21 protein-coding genes and 2 pseudogenes are annotated in these 22004 nt (G+C 38.7%); 4 read left to right on the top strand and 19 right to left on the bottom strand.

The features are described from left to right. Positions 1–14: 14 nt before the first annotated feature. The 3 genes and pseudogenes from AC5WOC_RS08975 to AC5WOC_RS08965 form a co-directional block, all read right to left on the bottom strand. A complete protein-coding gene (locus AC5WOC_RS08975) occupies positions 15–998 on the bottom strand; it encodes a thiamine pyrophosphate-dependent dehydrogenase E1 component subunit alpha (protein WP_496055073.1) in 984 nt (327 codons plus the stop codon). Between the two features lie 876 nt (positions 999–1874). Beyond that, positions 1875–2180 (bottom strand): annotated as a pseudogene (locus tag AC5WOC_RS08970) (GNAT family N-acetyltransferase); the annotation flags it as partial. 675 nt (positions 2181–2855) lie between these two features. Next, positions 2856–3284, bottom strand: a pseudogene (locus AC5WOC_RS08965) (DUF4279 domain-containing protein). 170 nt (positions 3285–3454) lie between these two features. Here AC5WOC_RS08965 and AC5WOC_RS08960 point away from each other — a divergent pair. Continuing rightward, positions 3455–3805, top strand: coding sequence for a hypothetical protein (locus AC5WOC_RS08960; protein ID WP_496055072.1), 351 nt, complete (start codon positions 3455–3457; stop codon positions 3803–3805). Positions 3806–4019: 214 nt separating this feature from the next. Here the strand turns inward: AC5WOC_RS08960 and AC5WOC_RS08955 are convergent, their stop codons facing one another. Then, positions 4020–4280 (bottom strand): hypothetical protein, encoded by a 261-nt coding sequence (locus AC5WOC_RS08955; RefSeq protein ID WP_496055071.1) that lies wholly within the window; start codon positions 4278–4280, stop codon positions 4020–4022. 306 nt (positions 4281–4586) lie between these two features. Here AC5WOC_RS08955 and AC5WOC_RS08950 point away from each other — a divergent pair, with 306 nt between their 5' ends. Continuing rightward, entirely contained in the window at positions 4587–4667 is an 81-nt protein-coding gene (locus AC5WOC_RS08950) for a hypothetical protein (RefSeq protein ID WP_496055395.1), read from the top strand. Between the two features lie 228 nt (positions 4668–4895). On the opposite strand, the gene AC5WOC_RS08945 is transcribed toward AC5WOC_RS08950, so the two are convergent. From AC5WOC_RS08945 to hemA, 11 genes are all read right to left on the bottom strand, one after another. Next, positions 4896–6665: a CocE/NonD family hydrolase gene (locus tag AC5WOC_RS08945; RefSeq protein WP_496055070.1), complete on the bottom strand. Its 1770-nt coding sequence runs from the start codon at positions 6663–6665 to the stop codon at positions 4896–4898. Between the two features lies 1 nt (position 6666). After that, on the bottom strand, positions 6667–7872 hold the full coding sequence (locus AC5WOC_RS08940; protein WP_496055069.1) for an MFS transporter: 1206 nt from the start codon (positions 7870–7872) through the stop codon (positions 6667–6669). Further along, positions 7862–8686 (bottom strand): MerR family transcriptional regulator, encoded by an 825-nt coding sequence (locus AC5WOC_RS08935; RefSeq protein WP_496055068.1) that lies wholly within the window; start codon positions 8684–8686, stop codon positions 7862–7864. Before AC5WOC_RS08935 ends, AC5WOC_RS08940 begins: the two co-directional genes overlap by 11 nt. A gap of 500 nt (positions 8687–9186) precedes the next feature. Next, a complete protein-coding gene (locus AC5WOC_RS08930) occupies positions 9187–9381 on the bottom strand; it encodes a hypothetical protein (protein ID WP_496055067.1) in 195 nt (64 codons plus the stop codon). Continuing rightward, positions 9374–10414 (bottom strand): siroheme decarboxylase subunit alpha, encoded by a 1041-nt coding sequence (gene ahbA / locus AC5WOC_RS08925; RefSeq protein ID WP_496055066.1) that lies wholly within the window; start codon positions 10412–10414, stop codon positions 9374–9376. The genes AC5WOC_RS08930 and ahbA overlap by 8 nt, the downstream gene beginning before the upstream one ends. A gap of 2 nt (positions 10415–10416) precedes the next feature. Beyond that, positions 10417–11394, bottom strand: coding sequence for a porphobilinogen synthase (hemB, locus tag AC5WOC_RS08920; RefSeq protein WP_496055065.1), 978 nt, complete (start codon positions 11392–11394; stop codon positions 10417–10419). A 22-nt stretch (positions 11395–11416) separates the two neighbouring features. Then, positions 11417–12928: a uroporphyrinogen-III C-methyltransferase gene (cobA, locus tag AC5WOC_RS08915; RefSeq protein WP_496055064.1), complete on the bottom strand. Its 1512-nt coding sequence runs from the start codon at positions 12926–12928 to the stop codon at positions 11417–11419. A gap of 13 nt (positions 12929–12941) precedes the next feature. Beyond that, positions 12942–13850 carry a hydroxymethylbilane synthase gene (hemC, locus tag AC5WOC_RS08910; protein ID WP_496055063.1) on the bottom strand — a complete coding sequence of 303 codons (909 nt, stop codon included), beginning with the start codon at positions 13848–13850 and terminating at the stop codon, positions 12942–12944. Beyond that, entirely contained in the window at positions 13838–14503 is a 666-nt protein-coding gene (locus tag AC5WOC_RS08905; protein WP_496055062.1) for a precorrin-2 dehydrogenase/sirohydrochlorin ferrochelatase family protein, read from the bottom strand. The genes hemC and AC5WOC_RS08905 overlap by 13 nt, the downstream gene beginning before the upstream one ends. Positions 14504–14517: 14 nt before the next feature. Further along, the gene (gene ccsA, locus AC5WOC_RS08900) at positions 14518–15336 is read right to left on the bottom strand and encodes a cytochrome c biogenesis protein CcsA (protein WP_496055061.1); all 819 of its coding nucleotides are present in this window, start codon (positions 15334–15336) and stop codon (positions 14518–14520) included. Between the two features lie 10 nt (positions 15337–15346). Next, positions 15347–16672 carry a glutamyl-tRNA reductase gene (gene hemA, locus AC5WOC_RS08895; protein ID WP_496055060.1) on the bottom strand — a complete coding sequence of 442 codons (1326 nt, stop codon included), beginning with the start codon at positions 16670–16672 and terminating at the stop codon, positions 15347–15349. A 174-nt stretch (positions 16673–16846) separates the two neighbouring features. Here hemA and AC5WOC_RS08890 point away from each other — a divergent pair, with 174 nt between their 5' ends. After that, positions 16847–17317 carry a hypothetical protein gene (locus AC5WOC_RS08890; protein ID WP_496055059.1) on the top strand — a complete coding sequence of 157 codons (471 nt, stop codon included), beginning with the start codon at positions 16847–16849 and terminating at the stop codon, positions 17315–17317. 10 nt (positions 17318–17327) lie between these two features. Beyond that, complete coding sequence (map, locus tag AC5WOC_RS08885) at positions 17328–18071, top strand: type I methionyl aminopeptidase (RefSeq protein ID WP_496055058.1); 744 nt, start codon at positions 17328–17330, stop codon at positions 18069–18071. A gap of 791 nt (positions 18072–18862) precedes the next feature. Here map and AC5WOC_RS08880 read toward each other — a convergent pair. The 4 genes from AC5WOC_RS08880 to AC5WOC_RS08865 form a co-directional block, all read right to left on the bottom strand. Continuing rightward, positions 18863–19027 carry a hypothetical protein gene (locus AC5WOC_RS08880; RefSeq protein ID WP_496055057.1) on the bottom strand — a complete coding sequence of 55 codons (165 nt, stop codon included), beginning with the start codon at positions 19025–19027 and terminating at the stop codon, positions 18863–18865. Between the two features lie 82 nt (positions 19028–19109). Beyond that, a complete protein-coding gene (locus AC5WOC_RS08875) occupies positions 19110–19874 on the bottom strand; it encodes a DUF2705 family protein (protein ID WP_496055056.1) in 765 nt (254 codons plus the stop codon). Continuing rightward, entirely contained in the window at positions 19867–20796 is a 930-nt protein-coding gene (locus AC5WOC_RS08870) for an ABC transporter ATP-binding protein (RefSeq protein ID WP_496055055.1), read from the bottom strand. Before AC5WOC_RS08870 ends, AC5WOC_RS08875 begins: the two co-directional genes overlap by 8 nt. Positions 20797–20912: 116 nt before the next feature. Continuing rightward, positions 20913–21995, bottom strand: coding sequence for a D-alanine--D-alanine ligase family protein (locus AC5WOC_RS08865; protein ID WP_496055054.1), 1083 nt, complete (start codon positions 21993–21995; stop codon positions 20913–20915). Positions 21996–22004: the final 9 nt, after the last annotated feature.

Genomic DNA, 22004 nt, shown 5'->3' with positions numbered 1-22004 from the left:
TATCCTCACCCCTTTTATGCGTAGACGTCCGTTTCCAATGTATCTAATGAAGGTGCTGGACTTTTTTCTGCGTAAACTACAGAATCTTCGATTACTTCTTTTGCTTTTAATTGAAGCGCTTTCATTTGCTCTGCTGTGGCAATTCCATCGGAAATGACTTTATTTGCTAATAAGGAAATAGGATCTTTTTCCTGCCGCCAATATTGTTCTTCTTCTTTGGTGCGATATTTTTTCGCATCACTTTTGGAATGCCCTTTATAACGGTAAGTCTTTGCCTCAATCAGCGTTGGTCCATCGCCTGCTTTTGCTCGTTTCACTGCCTCTTCTGTTGCTTTGACAACTGCAAAAAGATCATTTCCCTCAATCACTTTCCCTGGAATACCGTAAGATGCGGCACGATCACCAATATTTTCAATATTAACCATTTCTTTGACTGGACCACTCATGCCGTACTGGTTATTTTCACAAAAGAAAACAACTGGCAGCTTCCAAATCGAAGCGAGATTGAGTGCTTCATGAAAACTTCCTTCGTTTGCTGCTCCATCACCAAAAAAGCACAACACTGCATATCCGAGGTTTTTCATTTTGGAAGTAAGCGCAGCCCCAACTGCGATCGGGATTCCTCCCCCTACTATTCCATTTGCTCCCAAATTCCCTTGGTCTACATCAGCAATATGCATAGAACCGCCTTTTCCTTTGCAGTATCCTGTTTCTTTGGCGAATAACTCGGCCATCATTCGATTCACATCCGCACCTTTGGCGATGCAATGTCCATGTCCACGGTGTGTACTGGTGATTTTATCTTCGCTTTCCAAAGCAAAACATGCACCTGCTGCTGTTGCTTCCTGACCAACACATAAATGCGTTGTTCCATGAATCGCTCCACGGGCAAAGAACTCGTCTACTTTTTCATCGAAGTAACGAATCAACCACATTTGATAGTATAAATTGAGGATTTTTTCGGTTGTTAGTGATGCTGGAATCTCTGTTGTAATCATCTTTATCCTCCATTCTTTCTAACAAAATATTTTACATTTGTTCTTTATAGTTACATTTGTAATTATCATATGCTAGATTTCTGATAACTGTCAAGTAGTATTCATAAATAGAATAATTTTCAACACTCTAAATATAATAAAATTTGATGTCCCCATTTCATGTACATATGACGAATGACAGGTGTTTTTGCACTTGATGAAAAAGGTTCTTGTATAACCATAAAAAAACTTCATTCTCCTCATCAGAAGAATGAAGTTTTGTGCACATATTTATAGATAGTATAGAGTTAAATGATAAATAAGATTCCAAATTTAGAAATGGATTCTGATATAGGCTTTGCTGATATAGATTGCGCAGTGAACAACAATAATCGAATACCATCTATTTTTAACTCACATATGTGGTCGTCATCGCTGAATGGTTGGTCTATTCTTTGAAGTAACATACATTAGATCATCACCTTTCCAAAGTTTAGCGCTGCCGATATATGATGTATTTAGGAGATTGATTCCAATAAAAATACCACCTCATGAGAAGTGGTTTAACTTACTTTGCAGTCTATGATAGGAACCCGTCACTAGGCCTTATATGAAAATAATGATTGAAAGTTGACGTACCTCTGTTAGACAATACCTCCTACGAGTGGTAGGTTCCCAAGAAGGCCTCCAAGGAGTAGAGCAACCGCAAAACTACAGGTGATGAGACCTATTTTACGAACTTGCATCATCAACATCCCTCATTTTACATGTGGTGATTACCATTTCATTATACATGAAAATGAAACAAAAGTATTAATGTTTATAATATAAAAAATATTGGAGATCCCCCGAAGTAAGTCCAAAAGTGGCATGATATATATATTTTCCAGTGTGGCTCTATTGGAGCTTCTTTTTAAATCCTTTATGAGTTTGAGAGTTATATCCTGCTGACTCATAAAACTCACATGCATCAATTCTATTGCTTTCTGTTACAAGGATCACTTGGGTACAATTCCTCTTAGTAGCTATTTTCTCAAGCTCGAACAATAATGCTTTACCCACTCCTTTGTTTCTATAATTCTTATCGACTATCATGTTTTCAAGAACTAAAAAAGGCTTACAATCACCATATAATTCTTCGCATATTACTCTCATAACTGAGCCAATTAATTTGTTACTTTCAATCGCACTGACTAATATGTGTGAATTATTTTTTTTAGTTTATTAAATGCATGTACATGCTCTCGATACAAGAGTCTTCATTCCAAAATTGTCTGTATAACTGTGCAAGTTTAGGTATGTCATCTGCAATCATCTCCCTAATGACCATACTTTTCCTCCTATAAAAAAATATGTCCAAGCTCTCTCCATTCTAGAAAGAGTTACTATGATCCTTAGCGTACAGGTAATCTGATATATTGTATCTAAAGAATGTTTAAACATACAACTTTTCCGAAATGATACGATTAAGGAGCGATCAAAATGTTCTCCTCCCTGTTCTAGGGTTCATGGACCAGTTGCGATTGATTTCGCAACTGGTCCACCTAATTTCACATCCTCAAATCTCACAAGCGCCTGATAATCATCTCTGTAAATCACCTGATAATGCTTAATTCTACCGATTAATGTAAAATACAACTCCCCTGAAACCATCTTTCAATTGAATTGTATCGCCTTCTCTGAGAATTGGAACCATTCGATCGACTCCCTAAAAAAGAGCCGCCCTATGACGACTCTCATCTATATGATTTACTTATGTTCTGATATCTGGACAACTGGATGCTGCCCAGACGGAGCGCATCAGGTTTCAGCAGGATTTATCTGCCTACTAACCAATACGTGTGACCTTACAGATCCACTCCTAGTTAAAAAGCTTGATCAGCTGCAAACATATAAATCAAAATATATTTCAGCATTTATAGAACTAGCAAAGTTTATAATCTTGCTTTCTAAATAGATTGCAGGGGTTTGATTATTTTCAACTTCAATTACAATCATAAACATATACGATAAATCATACTGTTCTTTTAACTCATTGAGGTCTTTTGCTTTTCTGTGTAGCATGCCTAAAAGAAGATATAATTGATCATTGATATCATATGATTTTTGGTAATCTGTACTTCATTCCCATGATGTTTCTAGTCTTTTCCTTAACTTATTACTAGATACAGGATTTAGGTTCTTATTTGCAATAATATCGCCTATTTTGTATGTTGTTGGTTTAATATTAAGTCTTATAGTGATCTCTTCTATAGGAAATGTATTTTTTACATGGCTTCTACAGCTGTTATCTTCTTTTGTTTCCAATCCTGATAGACAGCTTTAAATAACAATCAAAGAGATAGGGATAATTGAAAAACAGGTGTTATTCCTACTATCACGCCTCTCTCGCTAAAAAATCCAATTTTACTGCTATTCGATTGATCGATATAATAAACAAGTCAGGCAAAATCACTTCGCTTAAGTGGGAGATTCTTTTGAAAAGCCTCATTTCAGCTATTCTAGCTGCTGGTAAAAACCCTTCAGAAACCAACATTGATATACTCCTGTGGCAGTTCTTGAGCATCGAGGGTATCAGTTCGAAGCCTGAGAATCGAGCAGCATCGATTGATAAAGTGACACAGGCTATCGCTAATATAGAAGCACTAGAAAAAAATAAGCAAGCGATAAAAGTTCTGAATGCTATAAAAAAAGATGCTTCCCAGCAGCTGCGTGATGCTAAGAAAAAAATGAAAATACTCCTTGAACAGCTGAAATCTATGGAAAACTTCAATACGGCAGGACCTGTGGGTTCAATTAACAATCACATCAGAAATCTCCGGCCTTAAGAGAATTCCTAGCTTTTAATAGATCATCTGAGCATTCTTAACAGAAATCGAGTCTCTGAACGAAATGTTCAGAGACTCGAATCAATTGTGCACCCTTTTAATCCCAATCATATATCCGTTTACTCTCTACTAGATCTCACTACAAACTATTAAAAATCCGATTTCTGTAAATTTAAATGTGCCCCCTGCCATTATGACAGGGGGGAGTCACAGTTTAGATAAATTGGAGCGCCTGAAGAATTCGCTCCCGCCACATCTGATCTGCACCGCTCAAGGAATCTGGGTCCATATTCTGGAGAGCCTTTTTAAACTTGACCATGGCTCCCTTTTTGATGGCACTTTCCTTTGCGACATCAGCTCCAGTTGGAACGGTAATTTTAAGCAGCTTATCCCAGGCCTTTTTGGAAAATGAACCAAGAATTCTGCACTCCAAAAATTCGCTTAATAGGTAGTTATATAGCTCCAGCGTGTCCACTGTAACTCCTTTCCTCTATCTATATATTACCAAAAAATTCGGAAAGGTTAAATCAATTTCAGATGATTTATCTTTCATTTGGTTTTCATCCCAATGATGCGAAAAGATGATTCACTCATCACTTATAATATTTAAATATATAATAATAAAGAGAGACACTCTCACAATTACATCAAAAAATATGCCTTATCTACCCTGTTTCCTTTGAAATAGCTTAGGAAAGGATGAGTTGATGAAAAATGCACGAATAATTTAGCTGGTAAATTAGCACTCGTTACAGGAGGATCTAGAGGTTTAGGTAGATGGATCGCTATTATGTTGGCAAGAAATGGTGCCTGTGTTGCCATAAAGACATCAAGAATGCTGACGAAACAATCTCTATCATAGGAAGTGAAAAAGGACAAGCGACATATTTTTATGCAGATATTACAAAAAAACAGATGGTAGATCGACTTGTAAGAAAAATAGAAAGAAAATTCGATAAATCAATTGATATCATAGTAAACTTGCTTTTTTCCAAAGGTTGAACTAGTGAAGGAGAATTCCTTACCTCGTTCAACGCTCGCTTTCATCCCACGATTTAAACCATGGGTTTTCTCGCTCGCAATGTTATAATTATCTTCTTGGAATAATAGGAAGAACAATCGAAGAAGGATGTTTTTTATCATGTAGGATCGTTTGCTGAGCAACTACAAAATCTGTCTCTTGATCCTCTCCTAAATCATGACCTGTATTTGGATTTTGATCCCAACGTGGGAAACTACTACTAGTTATATCCAAGCGAATCCGATGCCCTTTTTTGAACAAATTACTTGTTGACCATAAGTCGATTTCATAGAGATAAGCTTTTCCTGGTTGGATTAGGGTTGGTTCCTCTCCTTTTTGCACATTTCGGAAGCAAGCACGAATGATACCATCAGTTAAATTAATCGCTGTACCATCTGGAAATACATCTACTAATCGAGCAACAAAATCTGTATCGGGTGCACTGGAAGTCGCCCAGAGTTTCACTTTTACTGGTCCTGTTACTTCAACATCCTCTTCCAAAACAGAACTGGTATATACCAAAACATCTTCACGAGATTCAATCTCTCTCTGATCAACGGGTCCATCGATAAAATCAGGTAACATAAGATGGGATCCTCCCTTTGTCTGAACGGGATTCAATGGATCATAGGTGAAATGATCAGGAATTTCTTGATCAGGAGGTTGAATACTGAGCATCCCATTTCCTTGAAGTGTATTGGCCTGACCTTGGCTATGCAAATAAAAATCGATATATTCTGTACGTTTCAAAGGCCATTCATATTCATCCCGCCAAACATTTTCGCCCATGACAAATAGTTTGATGGGTGCTTCTTGCAGCATTCCGGTATTTTTTCCTTTTAAGAAATGATCAAACCAACGGAGTTGAATTCCGGATAGGTTGATGAATTCAGAATTCGCTTGCAAACCAAAATTTACTTCTCCCGCATGATGACTATGATCCAAATGTCTCCAAGGGCCAATGATTAATTGACTGTCACGTGCTTTTGGGCTCTCCGTATGATGACGCATTTGTAAAAAATTATCGAGAGTTCCTTGTAGGAAAACATCATACCAACCTGTAATGTTCAAAGTGGGTAAGGTTAGCTTTTCCTGTTTATCTTTCCATGTTAAAGAATCAACATAATGGTGGTCCATATATCCACGTTTGATCACTTCTATCAGGGAAGGAGCGACTTTGTTTCGTGTAAATGGGGCATAGTTTTTTAATGGAAGTGACTGAACTTGTTTGGGTAATTGATCGATATCCGAGATTAAGCGCTGAACGGCACACGCTAACTCTTGCTGATCCGAATAATGTCTGGGAAGCGTATCTAAATACATGCCCATTTGCCAATAAGTTAACAGTCCTAACTCGAAAGCTCCACCTCGATATATAACCCCATCATAAGGATCATTCCAACTGAAAGAAGGTGCTATGGCTTTGAGTGTTTTGGGATGCAAAGACATAGCCGCCCATTGTGTAAAAGCGTAATAAGATAACCCAAACATACCTACTTGTTCATTGCTATAAGGAAGATTGGAGATCCATTCAATCGTATCGTAACTATCGAAAGCTTCTTGATTGAAACTTGGAATGGGATCCCAATCTCCCTCTGAAGCAAAACGACCACGCGTATCTTGGATGATGACTACATATCCTTTTTGGACAGCTTGGGGCACTTGAATCAAAAAAGGTTGGGCAAATGTATCTTTGCCATATGGTAAGCGAGTAAGAAGAACTGGCCATTTCCCACCTTCTTGTGGTCGATAGATATTTGCTCGTAGAACAGTTCCATCTCTCATTTCTACAGGTACATTAAACTCTGTGATCATCTTTTTTTGCAAAGAATGTGTCATTTTATGCTTTCTCCTTTGCGTTTGTAAAAGTTTGTTTATCTAGCCAAATACTGATAATTGTGAACAACACACCTACAAAAGTAACCAAAGCAGCCACCCAAGGTAATGCCTGTAGATTCAACACAGGGGTCTCCACTACAATTCCTCCTAAAAAAGCTCCCAATGCATTCCCTAAGTTAAAAGCAGCTACATTAAGTCCAGAAGCAAACTGTGGAGCATCTGAGGCTTTTTCCAAAATACGCATTTGCAACGGGGAAACAGTAGCAAACGCAGCTACTCCCCAAAAAAAAATTGTAATGATTGCTGCGATGGGATGGTAAATGGTAAAAGTCAAGACAGCCAAAACAACAGCTAGAGATAGTAATACTCCTAATAAGGTAGGCATTAAGCGATGATCAGCCAGTTTTGCTCCCGCAAAATTACCGACTAATGATCCAATCCCGTAAACCAACAGAATCGTTGCTACATCCTGTGTAGCAAATCTAGTTATTTGTTCTAGCATAGGGGTGATATAAGTGAGAGCAGTAAAAACTCCTCCAAACCCAAATACTGTCATACAGAGAGCCAATAAAACTTGAGGACGACGCAGTACCTTTACCTGTTTCCGTAAAGAAGGTACTTTTTCTTGTTCCATAGAGGGTAACAACCAAGTCATGATCACAAATGCGAGAACTCCAATTCCTGCTATCACATAGAAAGGAGTACGCCATCCATAAGCGAGACCTAAGTAGGTGCCAAGAGGTGCCCCCAATACAGTAGACAGAGTTAAACCGGATGCTACTAAAGCCAAAGCACTGGTCTTTTTAGTATGCGGAGCCAGCTTCGCCGCAACTACATAACTCTCACCAAAAAACGTTCCATGCATAAAAGAAACAATAATTCTAGCAATCATCAAAAATGTATAATTTGGTGCCCATGCGCAAAGTAGATTTCCAAAAGCAAATCCGCCAATCAAGAGCAAAAGCAATGTTTTACGAGGAATTTTAGCTGAGAACAAAGAGATCAGTGGAACTCCTACCACCACACCTAAGGCATATCCCGTAATTAAAAGACCAGCAGCTAAAAGAGATACCTTCAAATCTTCGGCCATGATGGGTAAAAGACCCATGGGAACTAATTCAGTTGTCCCAATTCCAAAAGAGGCCAGAGCTAATGTCCAAAGCGCAATGGGCATCGACTGTGATTTTTTGTTTACTTCAGCGTACATTAGATTGCACCTTCTCAACTGCGATCTGAACTTCTGCAAAATAATCATTCGTATGTTCATGATCTGGATGCAGAAATACTTCTCGTCGTGGTTCATTCTCTTTGATCTGGTATCCGTTTTGCTCAATCCAAATGGCTAAATCGGAACTAGCTGTGCAGGGTCTAGTAGGATGACAACGATGCAATAGTGTTGCCATCAAGGAAACTTCAGGTAAATATTGAACACGAACGCCTAAATCAGCAGGAACTTGCTTTAACAGATAAACTACTTCAAGATCAATCGCCTCTTCACATTCTTCACAGCCATACCAAAGGATAGCCTGAGACAATAAAGAAGAAAAGTTTTTTCCTAAATCATGATCTAACTGGGCAAATAATTGGGGAATTTGTTGAATGGAAGCACGTTGTCGTAAAGAAAGCATCGGTTGTTTATCCACTTTTTTTAGAACTATCTCATGCTCCTTCTTCAATATTCCTTCTTTTTCTACTTGTTGAAGTCGGTTTTCAATCCGTTGTAATCGAGTTTGTTCCTCTTCCAAAAGGGTTTGAATTTCAGCCTGTTTTAAACGAAACATTCCTCTTATTTGGTCTATTGGAATGTTGTCATTCATTAACTGAGTAATTTGATGGAGTGTAAATCCCAGTTCTTTAAATGCCAAAATACGATTCAATGGAAAAAGTTGATTAGCCGTATAGTAGCGATAACCTGTATCTGGGTCCGTATGAGCCGGTTTTAATAAATCAATTTGATCATAATAACGAAGAGTTTTCACCGAAATCTGACTTAGCTTGGAAAACTCACTAATTTTAAACATGATCTCATCTCCTTTTATGTAGTCAGTTTCTATCCCTCTTCTATCTGAATATACACCTTCCAGTGCAGGGGAAAGTCAAGACAAATATGATAGGTAATAAATTAATATCTTAGAAATTCCATTCTACGGCATAATCAGAAGGGTATATGTCGCAGAAATCTAGAAAAAAAGGGTGATTATCTCTCTTAATTTTCATCGCAGAATGAATGGCTTCATGTCCGAAACGATTCCCTTGTTTTTGTCTCAACTTCAAGCCAAAAGAAAACAACCCAAAACCATCTCCACATACGAAAATATTCTTAGACATTTGCATGTTAAATGGAAGATACTTCAGGAGAATTATTTCGTCCTGAAGATGTGACCCCTATAGATGAAGAATACAGGCGATATCTCCTTAGAATAATGTAAACCTGCTACCTCTAACAAAAAATTTGTTACTTTAAAATCCTATTTTGATTGGCTGACCCAAACAGGACGAGTTGCAGAATTTCCAGTTGGTTTCATATGTACAGTAAAGCAACTGGCTGGATCACAAAAAACAACTTGCCCTTATTCAAAAGATACTGATTCGTAAGCATCACTACCAAAAAAGCAAAACTCACTCTCTTACCTTTTATTTGTCCAGCTGATTTTTGATAGATAAATAAAGAAAAAAGCCACTTATCTAGTGATAAGCGACTCTGTTTATTACACATGCAATCCTTCTTCGATTACCTTTCCTTCCCATACTTCCATCTCAGGTGTAAAGTAGGAAACTCTTGTCTTCTTGTATTCTTTGGTTGAATACAATGTTACACGTTCTTTGATACCCGTTTCATCTTCAATCGCTTGCAGTATATCTTCACACTCTTCATGTGTTCGGCCATGTACCATCGTGAAGATAGTATAAGGCCAGTCTGGATAGGTCGGGCGTAGATAACAGTGACTCACTGCTTTAAAAGATGCCATTTGATATCCAATTTCATCGGTTTTATCATCTGGTACTGCCCATACACCCATTCCATTAAAGCGGAATCCTGCTTTGCGATGGTTGAGTACAGCAGAAAAACGACGCATTTGCTTGCGTTCAATCATTTGTCTGCCAGCAGAAAGCAATGCTTCTGTTGAGACTCCAATTTCTTTTGCCCACTCATCAAAAGGACGGGAGTTAATTGGTAAATCTTTTTGTAATTGACGGATCACAGCAATATCAAAATCTGTAATCTCTTTCACGGCATTTTGGCGATCTGCTTCAGTATATTGGGGTTTTGCTTTTGCTTTGGTCGCATCTTCTTTTCCGGTCATATCGAGCTGTACACCGATTTTATACAATTTCAATGTCGGCATCAGACGGATGACATCTACACCAGCTAATTTTCCAAGTAAATCAACTGATTTTTCTAATCCAAGTTTGCTATTGGGAGGCACAGCAATCGTAAACCAAAGGTTATAGTCATGATTCCGCTTATAATTATGGGTTACTCCAGGGTGTTGATTGATTATTTGAGCTGCTTGATCCAGACGGTCTTCTGGAATTTTTGCGGCAACCAAACTAGATTTATATCCAAGTGTTCGGGTATCAAAAATAGCTGATAACTGCCGAATGGAATCTCCCTTTAGTTGTTTAGTCCGCTTCAATACTTCATCTTCTGAGATTTCCAGTCTATTTGCTATTACTTGAAAAGGCTCTGGTACCAGTTCTATTCCTGCTTGGAGTATATTGAGCAATTCTTGATCGATGTGATCCATATTTAAATACTCCCTTCTTTTAGCCATTTGGCAAAATCTTTCGCATGATATGTAAGGATAAGTTCTGCTCCTGCTCGTTTAAAACTAATTAGTGTTTCCGCTACTACTTTTTTCTCGTCAATCCATCCATTGAGTGCAGCAGCTTTCACCATCGCATATTCTCCACTCACGTTATAGGCAACGACTGGAAGATTGAATTCTTGATAAACACGATGAATAATATCGAGATATGCCAGACCTGGTTTTACCATCAACATATCTGCGCCCTCAGCAACATCAGAAGCAGCTTCCCGTAATGCTTCTCTTGCGTTCGCGGGGTCCATTTGATAGGTTCGACGATCGCCAAACTGCGGAGCACTATGCACAGCATCACGAAAAGGCCCATAAAAGCCAGAAGCATATTTGACTGCATAAGATAAAATCGGTACATTTTCAAATCCAGCTTCATCTAACCCTTGCCGAATAGCAGCGACGAAACCATCCATCATATTCGAAGGTGCAATCATATCTGCTCCGGCAGCAGCTTGCGAAACTGCGGTTGCTACCAAACGTTTCAATGATTCATCGTTATCGATTTCACCATCTTCCACAATACCGCAATGTCCATGAGAAGTATATTGGCATAGACAAGTATCTGCCATAACATACAACGCTGGAAAACTTTCTTTTACTTGTTTAATTGCTTTTTGTACTATACCATTCTCCTCATCTGCAGTTGATCCACACTCGTCTTTGTCATGTGGCACTCCGAAAATCATAATCGATAAAATTCCTAATGACACAAGTTCTTCTACTTCTTCATTTAAACGATCCAATGAAAAATGATAGACCCCAGGCATAGAAGAAATTTCACTTTTTATATTTTCGCCTTCTACTACAAAAATAGGATAAATAAAATCTTCTACACGAACATGATTTTCTTTTACCATGTTACGAATTGCTTGGCTGCGACGAAGGCGCCGATGGCGATGAAAGTGCATGGCTAGTCCCCCCCAAAAATGTTTATAATGTCTGTACTGCTTTCACAAGTCCATCAATAGTATATTCTTCTGCTACTACATCCACTTTTAAACCAAGGGTCTCTGCCGTTTTTGCGGTGATTGGTCCAATACATGCGATTCGCGTTTTTTGTAAGAGTGTCTCCATATCTGTTGTAGCCAGTCGAATAGAGTGGACAAAGTTACGCACGGTAGATGAACTAGTAAATGTAATGACATCAATTTGTTGTTGCAATAGCATCGACACAATTTCTTGTGCATTTGTGGCATCAATTTTGGTGTCATACGCGTCAACTTCTGTTACTTCACAACCCATTTCACGCAATTCTACTGCCAATACTTCTCTTGCTATATCTGCACGTGGGAGGAGGATCTTTTCTCCTTTTTGTACTAAGGGACGAAGATGTTCTATTAATGCTTCTGCTTTGTATTCCTCAGGTAATGCTTCTACTAATAATCCTTTTTCTTGTAATGCAGCAGCTGTTTTTGGACCAATCGCTGCAAGACGGGCATGCATTGACCGTATATCTATTTTTTGTTTACGAATTCGATCAAAGAAAAACTTCACACCATTTACACTTGTAAAAATGACCCATTGATATTCAGAAATCTTTTCAAGAGCCTCATTAAATACATGTACACGTCTAGGTTCTACCAACCGAATTACAGGGAACTCGATCGATTCACCACCTAGATCGTTAATCAGCTGTGACAACTCGCTGCTTTGACTTCTAGAACGAGTAACCAAAATACGCTTTCCAAATAAGGGTCTTCGTTCAAACCAAGTCAGCTTTTCTCTCAGTTTCACTACTTCTCCCACAATAATGATCGCTGGGGACCCGAAACGGGCTTCCGTTACTTTTTGAACAATATCATCCAGTGTGCCAACCAATGTTTCTTGTTCAATCCTCGTACCCCAACGGATCAGTGCGATAGGAGTAGTTTTCGCGCGCCCGTATGTAGTTAATTGTTCAACAATAAAGGGGAGATTAGAGACACCCATTAAAAAAATAATTGTCTCTGTTGCAGTGGCAAGCTTCTCCCAGTTGATGGATGACTCTGTCTTTTCAGGCCGTTCATGTCCTGTGACAATCGCAAAGGAAGAGTTGAAATCGCGATGGGTTACGGGAATACCTGCATATGCTGGTACTGCAATTGCCGAGGTGATTCCTGGCACAATCTCAAATGGAATACCAGCATCAGCCAACCGCTCTGCCTCTTCTCCGCCTCGTCCAAAAATAAAAGGATCCCCACCCTTTAAACGTGTGACAATGTTGCCTTCTTTTGCTTTTTGAACTAATAATTCGTTGATTTCCTCTTGTTTCATGGTATGACGATCAGGTAATTTACCAACATATATTCTTTCAGCATCAGGTCGGGCATTTTGCAGAAGTTGCGGACTAGCCAAACGGTCATATACAATCACATCCGCTTTTTCTATTGCTTGTTTCCCTTTTAAAGTGATGAGATTTGGGTCTCCTGGCCCTGCTCCTACTATATAAACCATTGCACTCATGTTTTGCACTCCTCTATACCATTGCCAAAATCTCTTTTGCACCTTGTTCCATAAGTTTATAGGCGAGCTGTTTCCCGACTTGAATTGGATTAGATCCTATTTCTGTCTCTTTGATAACAGGTTTACCTGTTGGAGAAGCAACCAAACCTGTTAGGTGAACCTTATCATCTTCCCAAATTCCATATCCTGCCACCGGAAGATGACAGCCCCCTTCTATCGCTTGTAAAAAAGCTCGTTCAGCTTTTACAGCATTTCCGGTTGCTTCATCATGGATTCCTTGAAGCAAAGTCAAAATCTCTTGATCATCCTCACGACACTCAATCGCCAATGCTCCTTGTCCTACAAGAGGCAACATGGTAGTAATGGATAAATATTCGCTGATTTCATCGCATAAATTTAATCGCTTTAATCCAGCTACTGCAACAATAATGGCATCAAATTTCCCATCGCGCAATTTAGCGATTCGTGTATCCACGTTACCGCGGATCGGTTCTACTACTAAGTCAGGTCGAATGGATAAGACTTGTGCTTGCCGACGAAGACTGCTTGTTCCCACAACAGAACCCGTTGGGAGCTCTTCTAAAGTAAGCCCATCGCGCGACAACAAACAATCGCGTGCATCTTCCCGAATTGGAATCGAGCCAATAACCAATCCTTTTGGCAACTCAGAAGGCATGTCTTTTAAACTATGTACTGCTAAATCTATTTGTTTATCTAAGAGGGCTTGTTCGATCTCTTTAACAAATAATCCTTTTCCTCCAACTTTTGAAAGCGTCACATCTAATATTCTATCGCCTTTTGTTATGATTTTTTCCAATTCAATGGAGAGTTCTGGCTTATATTCCAGTAATTTTGTACGCACCCAATTGGATTGAGTAATCGCCAAATTGCTTTTTCTGGTTCCGATTATTAATTCCCGCATTCTGCTCCTCCTTTTATATGAATCTGTGTGTCTATCCAATCCAGCATTTCCGATCTTGCAGAATGAGGACGCAAACGACATACCTCAATCCATTTGTCACTTACCATATCTTTCATCAATTGGTACCTTATTTTCGGATCATTTATTTCCCATTGCAGTCTTAGACGAAGTTCCTGCGTTATATCGAGAAGTAATTCATACTCATCACCAAATTGAAACTCTAGTTTTTGTTTTATCTGTTTTGCCAATGTGGGACTTGATCCTTCTGTAGAAACTGCGATTGTTAGTTTCCCTCTCTTAAAAACAGATGGCACAGTAAAATTACATAAAGACGGCTGATCAACTACATTGATCCACTGATTTCGTTTTTGAGCATCTTCATATATTTGCAGGTTGATTAATGCTTGATTCGTCGCGGCAATGACAAGATAACAATTCTCCCCATCTTCTGATTGGTAGTTTCTTAGTTGCAGACGAATTTTTCTGTTTCGTGCACAACGGCGAATCTCATCTGTAATAGTAGGACTGACAACAAATACATTTGCACCAGTCGGTAACAACGATTGTATCTTGCGTTCTGCTACTTTTCCGCCACCTACAACTAAAATATTACGATTTGTCAGATCAACCATCATTGGGTAAGAATGTGCCATAAGTACCCCTCTTTTTAAGAAATCCAGTGATGAAAAGAAAAATAAACCTTGGATAAAAAATAATTGGTAATGATAAAAAGCATAGAGATAACAACGAACCAAGCAATTTTTTGTGTTGTTATCCATCTTGTCCAAGCCAAACCAAAAAGAACCACATAAATAAGAAATAATACCAGCGAACCGATCACTTTTATATCGGTCCAATGGAGATTCCCATATACCTGATAGGCCCAAACACTTCCAAGTAACAACGAGATTAAAAGAAGCAAAGCACCAATCCCGAGCATCCAAAACATAAATTGTTCTAAACGATCCAAACTAGGAAGTCGGCGAAGCAATAGATTCCATTTTTTTCTTTTTAACATCGACCTACTTATCAGATATAACATAGCACAGATACCTGCTAATGAAAAAGTTGCATAGGCAGATACTGCAAGAGTGATGTGGACAAATACCAACTCGGTAATCACACCCGGCGGTGCGGTCAAAGCTACTTCCTTAGACAAAAATAAATGAATCGCTAGTACTGTGATTCCGATTAAACTTGCACAAAACACAAATAGATCTTGTTGAAACGCAAACGAAATAATCAATGTTATCGTCAGTAACGCCCATGTATACACTAGCAATGGTTCCATTTGTCCATAATGAAAACCTCTGTCGAAAAAGCGCATAACTACGTCGGATGTGAGGATAATCCATACAACAATAAGCAAGGAACTAGATAAGATCCTTGCTTGTTTACTAGGGCGAAGTAGCGTTGCATAAGAAAATAGCAAACTCAACACATAGGTATAAAGGACAAAATCAAAAACCCAGCGCTCTGTAAACATAGCTCGTCCCCTAATTCATCATCGGTTGACCAGCCATAACCTTTTCTTTAACCTGGTCAGTTGTTGTTCCCTCTTCTAATTCAATCGCAAAAAAATGTTGGAATAATTTAAGTGCTACTTCTTTCTCTTCTGTGCTAGCTAATTCTTTCATACGCATAATAGGATCGTGCATCATCTGATTGACAATACTCTTCGTTTGTTTATTGATCACTCTGCGTTGCTGCGCAGTTAGATCTGGGACTTTGCGTTCAATTTTCAACATCGCATCTGTCTGAATTTGCAATGCTTTGGAGCGTAGAGCAGAAATCACAGGCACTACCCCAAGTGTATCAAGCCATTCTTGAAAATAGTCTTGTTCTTGTTTAATCCATGTTTCTACACGCTCTGCTTCTTGCTTGCGCAATCCCATATTTGTTGCAACAATTTCTTCCAGATCATCCATATTATATAAAAAGGCATTATCTAACTCGTTGACGGAAGGATCAATATCTCTAGGTACAGCTATATCGATAAAAAAAAGGGCTTTTTTTCGCTGATCCAGCACTGTCTGTACCATTTCATGGTTAATAACATAATCTTTTGCTCCCGTGGAACTAACAACTACATCTGCTTGTTGAAGAGCAATCGGTAGTTGTTCCCATGCAAAAGCGGTGCCTTGAAATAATTGAGCCAACTCTTTCGCTTTGGAGAATGTACGATTAACAACAAGAACTTCCTTGACACCGGAAGCTTGAAAATGTTTTGCTGTGAGTTCACTCATTTTCCCGGCACCAACAAGTAATACTGTTTTCTTAGAAAAAGAAGTGAACAATTTTTTCCCCAATTCGACAGCAGCATAACTAACAGACACTGCATTTTGCCCAATTTCTGTTTCTGTATGTGCCTTTTTTCCTAATGAAATAGCTTGTTTAAACAAATGATTGAAAAGCGTTCCAGTAGTTCCTGCTTGTAGAGCAGATTGAAAAGCGTGTTTGATTTGACCTAGAATTTGTGTTTCACCAATAACCAAAGATTCAAGACCGCACACTACTCGAAACAAGTGCTCAACAGTTTCTTGATTGGTCTTTACATAGAGATGAGGGACAAATTCATCTCGTGAAACACGAAACCAACTTTCGAGAAAAGCTTTGGCATAGTATTCCCCAGTATGAAGCTGATCAGCAACAATATACAACTCAGTCCGATTACAAGTACTGACAATCACGCATTCGAGCATACTCTTCATATCACGAAGAGAACGCAATGGCATTACTATACGCTCTGGGTCAAAAGAAAACTTCTCTCTCAACTCAACAGGAGCTGTTTGATGACTGAGACCAACGACAAGGGTATGCATCTTTTCTCACCTCGATTTCTATTAAATTAACATAATAACCGATCATAAAACCATTCCCCATTATAGCACAAACGATGCCAATCTCTAGTCATAACTGTGAACACCTCTTGAAGCATGTATGATATGATAAAAAAGGGAAAAGTCATAATGTTTTAATCAAGGAGCGACTTACGCATGCAGAATCGAGTTATAGGTTTTTTTCTAGTGATTATGGGAGCTATTTTACTCATCGTAGAAACAAATTGGGCAAAACTAGACTCCTTCTTAAGTTGGTCTTTTATTTTATTTGTTGTTGGTATCTTCCTCATTTTCCTTTCATTTTTACAAAAACAAAGCCATTTGACATTATTAGGTGGAATATTTGCCACCATTGGTATTAGTGTCTGGGGTTTTCAATATGTTGAGAATTGGCCTAAACATTGGAGTATCATCGTAATTATGATTGGAGCAACATTGATGTTACAATATATCCTAAACCAGAATAACATAACTTTAGTCATCGGAATTGTATTACTTTTAAGCGGTGTTTTCGCATGGCCTGGATTAAAAGAAATTAGTTATCTAGCTCCAATCGCTACATTTACCAATGTGTATTGGCCTATTTTTATTGTTGGTTTAGGAGCGATTTTTATTGTAAAAAAATAGGAGGAGTATAATGGGGACAAAGTCTACAGGAGAAATAAGCAAAATGAAAAAAGCAGGAGAGCTATTGGCATCCTGTCATAAAGAAATCGCAAACCGAATAACCCCTGGGATTACAACATGGGAAATCGATCAATTTGTAGAAGATTATTTGTTACAACATGGTGCTACTCCTGAGCAAAAAGGTTATTTAGGCTTTCCCTACGCCACTTGTGCTTCTATTAATCAAGAAGTATGTCATGGATTTCCACGCAAAGAAAAACTAAAAAACGGCGATATCGTTACCATTGATATGGTTGTTAATTTAGATGGATGGCTAGCGGACTCTGCATGGAGTTATGCTGTAGGAGAAGTAAGCGAGGATGCTGAACGATTATTACACCTGACAAAAGAAGCACTATATCGAGGAATTGAGCAAGCACATGCCGGCAATCGCATTGGAGATGTCTCTCATGCGATTCAAACCTTTGCTGAAGCAAATGGTCTCTCGGTAGTACGACCGTTTATCGGACATGGAATCGGGAAGAAAATGCATGAAGCACCAGAAGTCCCACATTATGGACCACCGCATGTAGGACCGCTGATTACAGAGGGGATGGTCTTTACCATTGAACCGATGCTCAATCTTGGAAAACATCATGTTCAAGTATTAGGCGACGGCTGGACAGCAGTAACAGCAGATGGCAGCTTATCCGCTCAATATGAACATACCATTGCAATTACCAAAGACGGTCCACTTATATTAACAGAGCAATAATTTGAGACTCTCCACGACTAAAGTCGTGAGATTCTTAGGTAGTTCTGCTACGTGCGTCCATTTCTGTTTTGTGCAACTCCTAAGTTTGGGGCTGTCTCATCAGCCCATCCCATGCAGTTAGAAGTGTACCCACATGGGCGGAACGCCTGTTACCAGCGCTCTAGTTCTTTTCCTGCCTCTAATGGTTTTACTCGGTGGGAGACGTATCCATTTGCCATCGAAACCCTATACCACTACATTTTCAAAGAACAAACCTACTACCAGTAGGATGATCACCGATCATGTGTTCTAGTATACAAAAGATTTGTTGTTCTTGAAGCCCTTTTTTTGGGGTTTCGAACAACGCTGCTTTAATCCCACGATTGAAACCGTGCGCTTTCAACCAGCATAATTCTGTATAAACCCAGATAAGGATTTACTTATCTGGGTTTATTGTTTATTTTTTGGGGGGGCGATATCATTTCTATCGCCCCTGCTGTCTACTTACTTGCCTTTTTCATCGGAGGCTCTCCTTCCGGCTCCACGAAATCATGGAAGTAAGACATGAGTCCTTTTGTCTTTGCAGACCCATGACAGAAACGGCAATAGAGCCCGCACTCCGCACAGTGTCTCCGCATTGTGTAACAGAAAGCACATACGTACAAGCCTGAGCCATGATGAATCCTTTCAAAGTAGACAGCTTTCTTTTATTTTAATGTTTATCGTAGACAAATAAAATGAAAATATTGGGAACGAGTCCCATTTTTTTGTGTGGAACTCGTCCAAATGTGATTGAGACTGCAGTACTTCAATCACTCATCAGGCACTTCTGTTGTAAAACGGTGTGGCACATAGTCGGAATCGAGGATAGCCTTATCATGATCATTCTGACAAGGAACTGGGTTACGACACACTCCCATTCCTTGTGCACTTGGACGCATTGCCCTACATTCATAGTATTTCTTTTTCGCTGCCATTTTCTCTTCTGGGAGCAGGTTTTTTCTTTGTCATTTTGGTTATATTACAACCACCATAAAAGAAGTAGGTAAAATCTCCAAATTAACTCGCTACATCTCGATTGGAAAACACGATCCATGTAGCAGCAATAAACAAAATAAAATACACACCCAAGACACATAAAGCGAACGCTAATGTATTTGGTGAAGAAACCACTCCATCATGAGTAGCGTACTTGGTCAAATTCAACTGGGTGAAAAATAAAAATTTGGCCCATGGTTTGGTTTGTAAAAAAAACGCGATGACAGTATTGGTCAAATAAAGAAACATCGATACACCTAATGCTAAAGAACGGTTATAAGTCAAAACAGCAATCATATATGTCAGTGTAATCATAAAAAAAGATTCAAGAAAAGATAGTCCTGCAGCCTTTGCTAGAATAGTCAATCCTTCACTCGAAAAAGATGCATGTGAATAAAGTAAAAATGCAAACAACATGGTTAGTACATAGTACAGTATCGTCAAAATCAGTGCATAAAGCACAACTAGAACATATTTTGCCCATAGTACTTTTGTACGTGTCACTGGTCTTATCAAAAGCAATTTTATTGTACCAGAGGAAAATTCCGCTGCCATTATTCCTGCAGCCCAAATAATCGAAAGCGTTGTAATGATGATCATAGGTGTATCCGAACTACTTAAAAAATAAGAAAATGGATCTGGAATCAAAGCATCTGCTTGATCCACAGGAGCCATTACCACATTAAATAAGATGATTACGAAAAAAAATCCGATCATGACCCAATTACTCACACGACTAAACATTTTCATGTTTTCATTTTGGATGAGGCGAATAAATTTAATCAACTGACTTCCCTCCAGTTATTTCCAAAAACTCATCTTCTAAAGATTTTACTCTTGTCTCTACTGCATATATTTGTATATCATTTGCCACTAAATTTCTTACCAAGCTCGGCACATTATCTCGATCTATCTCCACTTCAAAGCTAGTCCCGTTTGTGTGTAATACAACGAAACCATCCGATTCCAGCAAAGAAGTTGCTTTTTCTACTGGATCTACTTGAAACTGCACAATTTGTTTCTTTTCTTCTACTGTTTTATCTTCTTTCTGAATGATTTTTTCACCAATTAGTTTCCCACTTTGAATAATAAGGGTTCGATCACACATTAATTCGATTTCTGATAATAGGTGACTAGATACAAATACACATACATTTTCTTTATTTGCCACCATACGAAGATAGTCACGAAATTCTCGGATACCTGCTGGATCAAGTCCATTCGTAGGTTCATCTAATATCAATAAATTAGGACGGTGCAGCAGGGCTTGTGCTAATCCAAGCCGTTGTCTCATCCCTAGTGAATAGGTACTAACTTTTTGCTCAATTCGATTTTGCAGACCAACTAACTCAATTACTTCCTCAATTCTCTCTTCTGTAACACCATCAACCATACGAGCAAAATGCAGCAAATTTTTATATCCAGACATATATTTGTATAATTCTGGATTTTCAACAATGGCACCTACATGTTCAATAGCTTTTTCAAAGTCTTCACTGACATCAGTTCCTTGGATAAAAATTTTGCCGGAAGTTGGGGCCATCAGCCCAACGATCATTCGAATAGTTGTTGTTTTACCAGCACCATTTGGTCCTAAAAAACCAACTACTTCCCCTGGATATAATGTAAAAGATAACTGATCGATAATGGTTTTATTTCCAATCACTTTTGTTATCTCTTCTAATTGCACTACTGCTTGATTCGACATGCAAAAGCTCCTCTTTCCTTATTTTCTAAGAATCGATTGTCCCACTATTATGTTTAAATATCCTCTTTTTGGCAAGATCTGTATGATGAAAAAAAGGTTTCCATATTGGAAACCCTTTATCTGGATGTGTTTAACGCATTTTTTAACTGGTGGCGTTGTATCCCAAGCTGGATCAATTCGGTGATAAGAGATGTGTAAGGTAGACCAACTTGCTCCCACATTTTTGGATACATGCTATACGCAGTAAAGCCTGGCATCGTGTTAATTTCATTAATAAAGATTTTTCCATTGTCCTTATGAACAAAAAAGTCTACACGCGCAAGTCCACTTCCGTTTATCGTTTGAAAAGCAGTAATTGCCATTTCTCTTATTTGCTCCAATGTTTCTTTTGGAAGCTCAGCTGGAATCTGCATTTTTGAAGTACCACTTATGTATTTTGCTTCATAATCATAGTAGTCATTAGAAGAGATGATCTCTCCAGGATTGGATGCTTGTGGGTTTTCATTGCCCAATACTGCTACTTCAATTTCGCGTGCTGGGACAAATTCCTCAATCACGATTTTTCTGTCGTACTCACGTGCAAATGCAATAGCAGTCTCCAATGCATCTCTATCTTCTGCCTTAGAAATACCTACACTAGAACCTAAATTCGCAGGTTTTACAAAACAGGGATATCCTAATTGCTGTTCGACTTTTTGAATAATTGATTCTGATGCCTCAGAAAACTGGGCTACAATATATTTCGCTTGGGCTAAACATGCATCTTTAAAGAGAACCTTACTAATCGCTTTATCCATTCCAGCAGCGGATGCAAGCACTCCTGCTCCAGCATACGGAATATTTAGCATTTCAAGCATTCCCTGTATGGTGCCATCTTCGCCATACGTTCCATGTAATACTGGAAATACAACATCAGCCAGCTCAAACGTACGTGCTGGAAAAATGTTTCCATTATAATTTTCCACATCAGGAAGTTCAAGCTTTAATCGATCTAAAAACGCTGCATCTACATGATTGCTTAAATAATTGAATGCTTCTTCTCCTGTAAGCCACTCGCCCGTTTTACTGATTCCCACTGGAAGCGGTATATACTTGGATAAATCGATTGCTTGCAGGACAGAAGACGCAGACAGCACACTTACATCATGTTCCCCGGATTTCCCGCCAAATACAATTGCAACACACTTTTTTTCGCTCATGGTTTCCCC

It is taken from the genome of Shimazuella sp. NTD247 (assembly GCF_059510415.1).
This window is presented reverse-complemented; position numbering and strand designations above follow the sequence as displayed.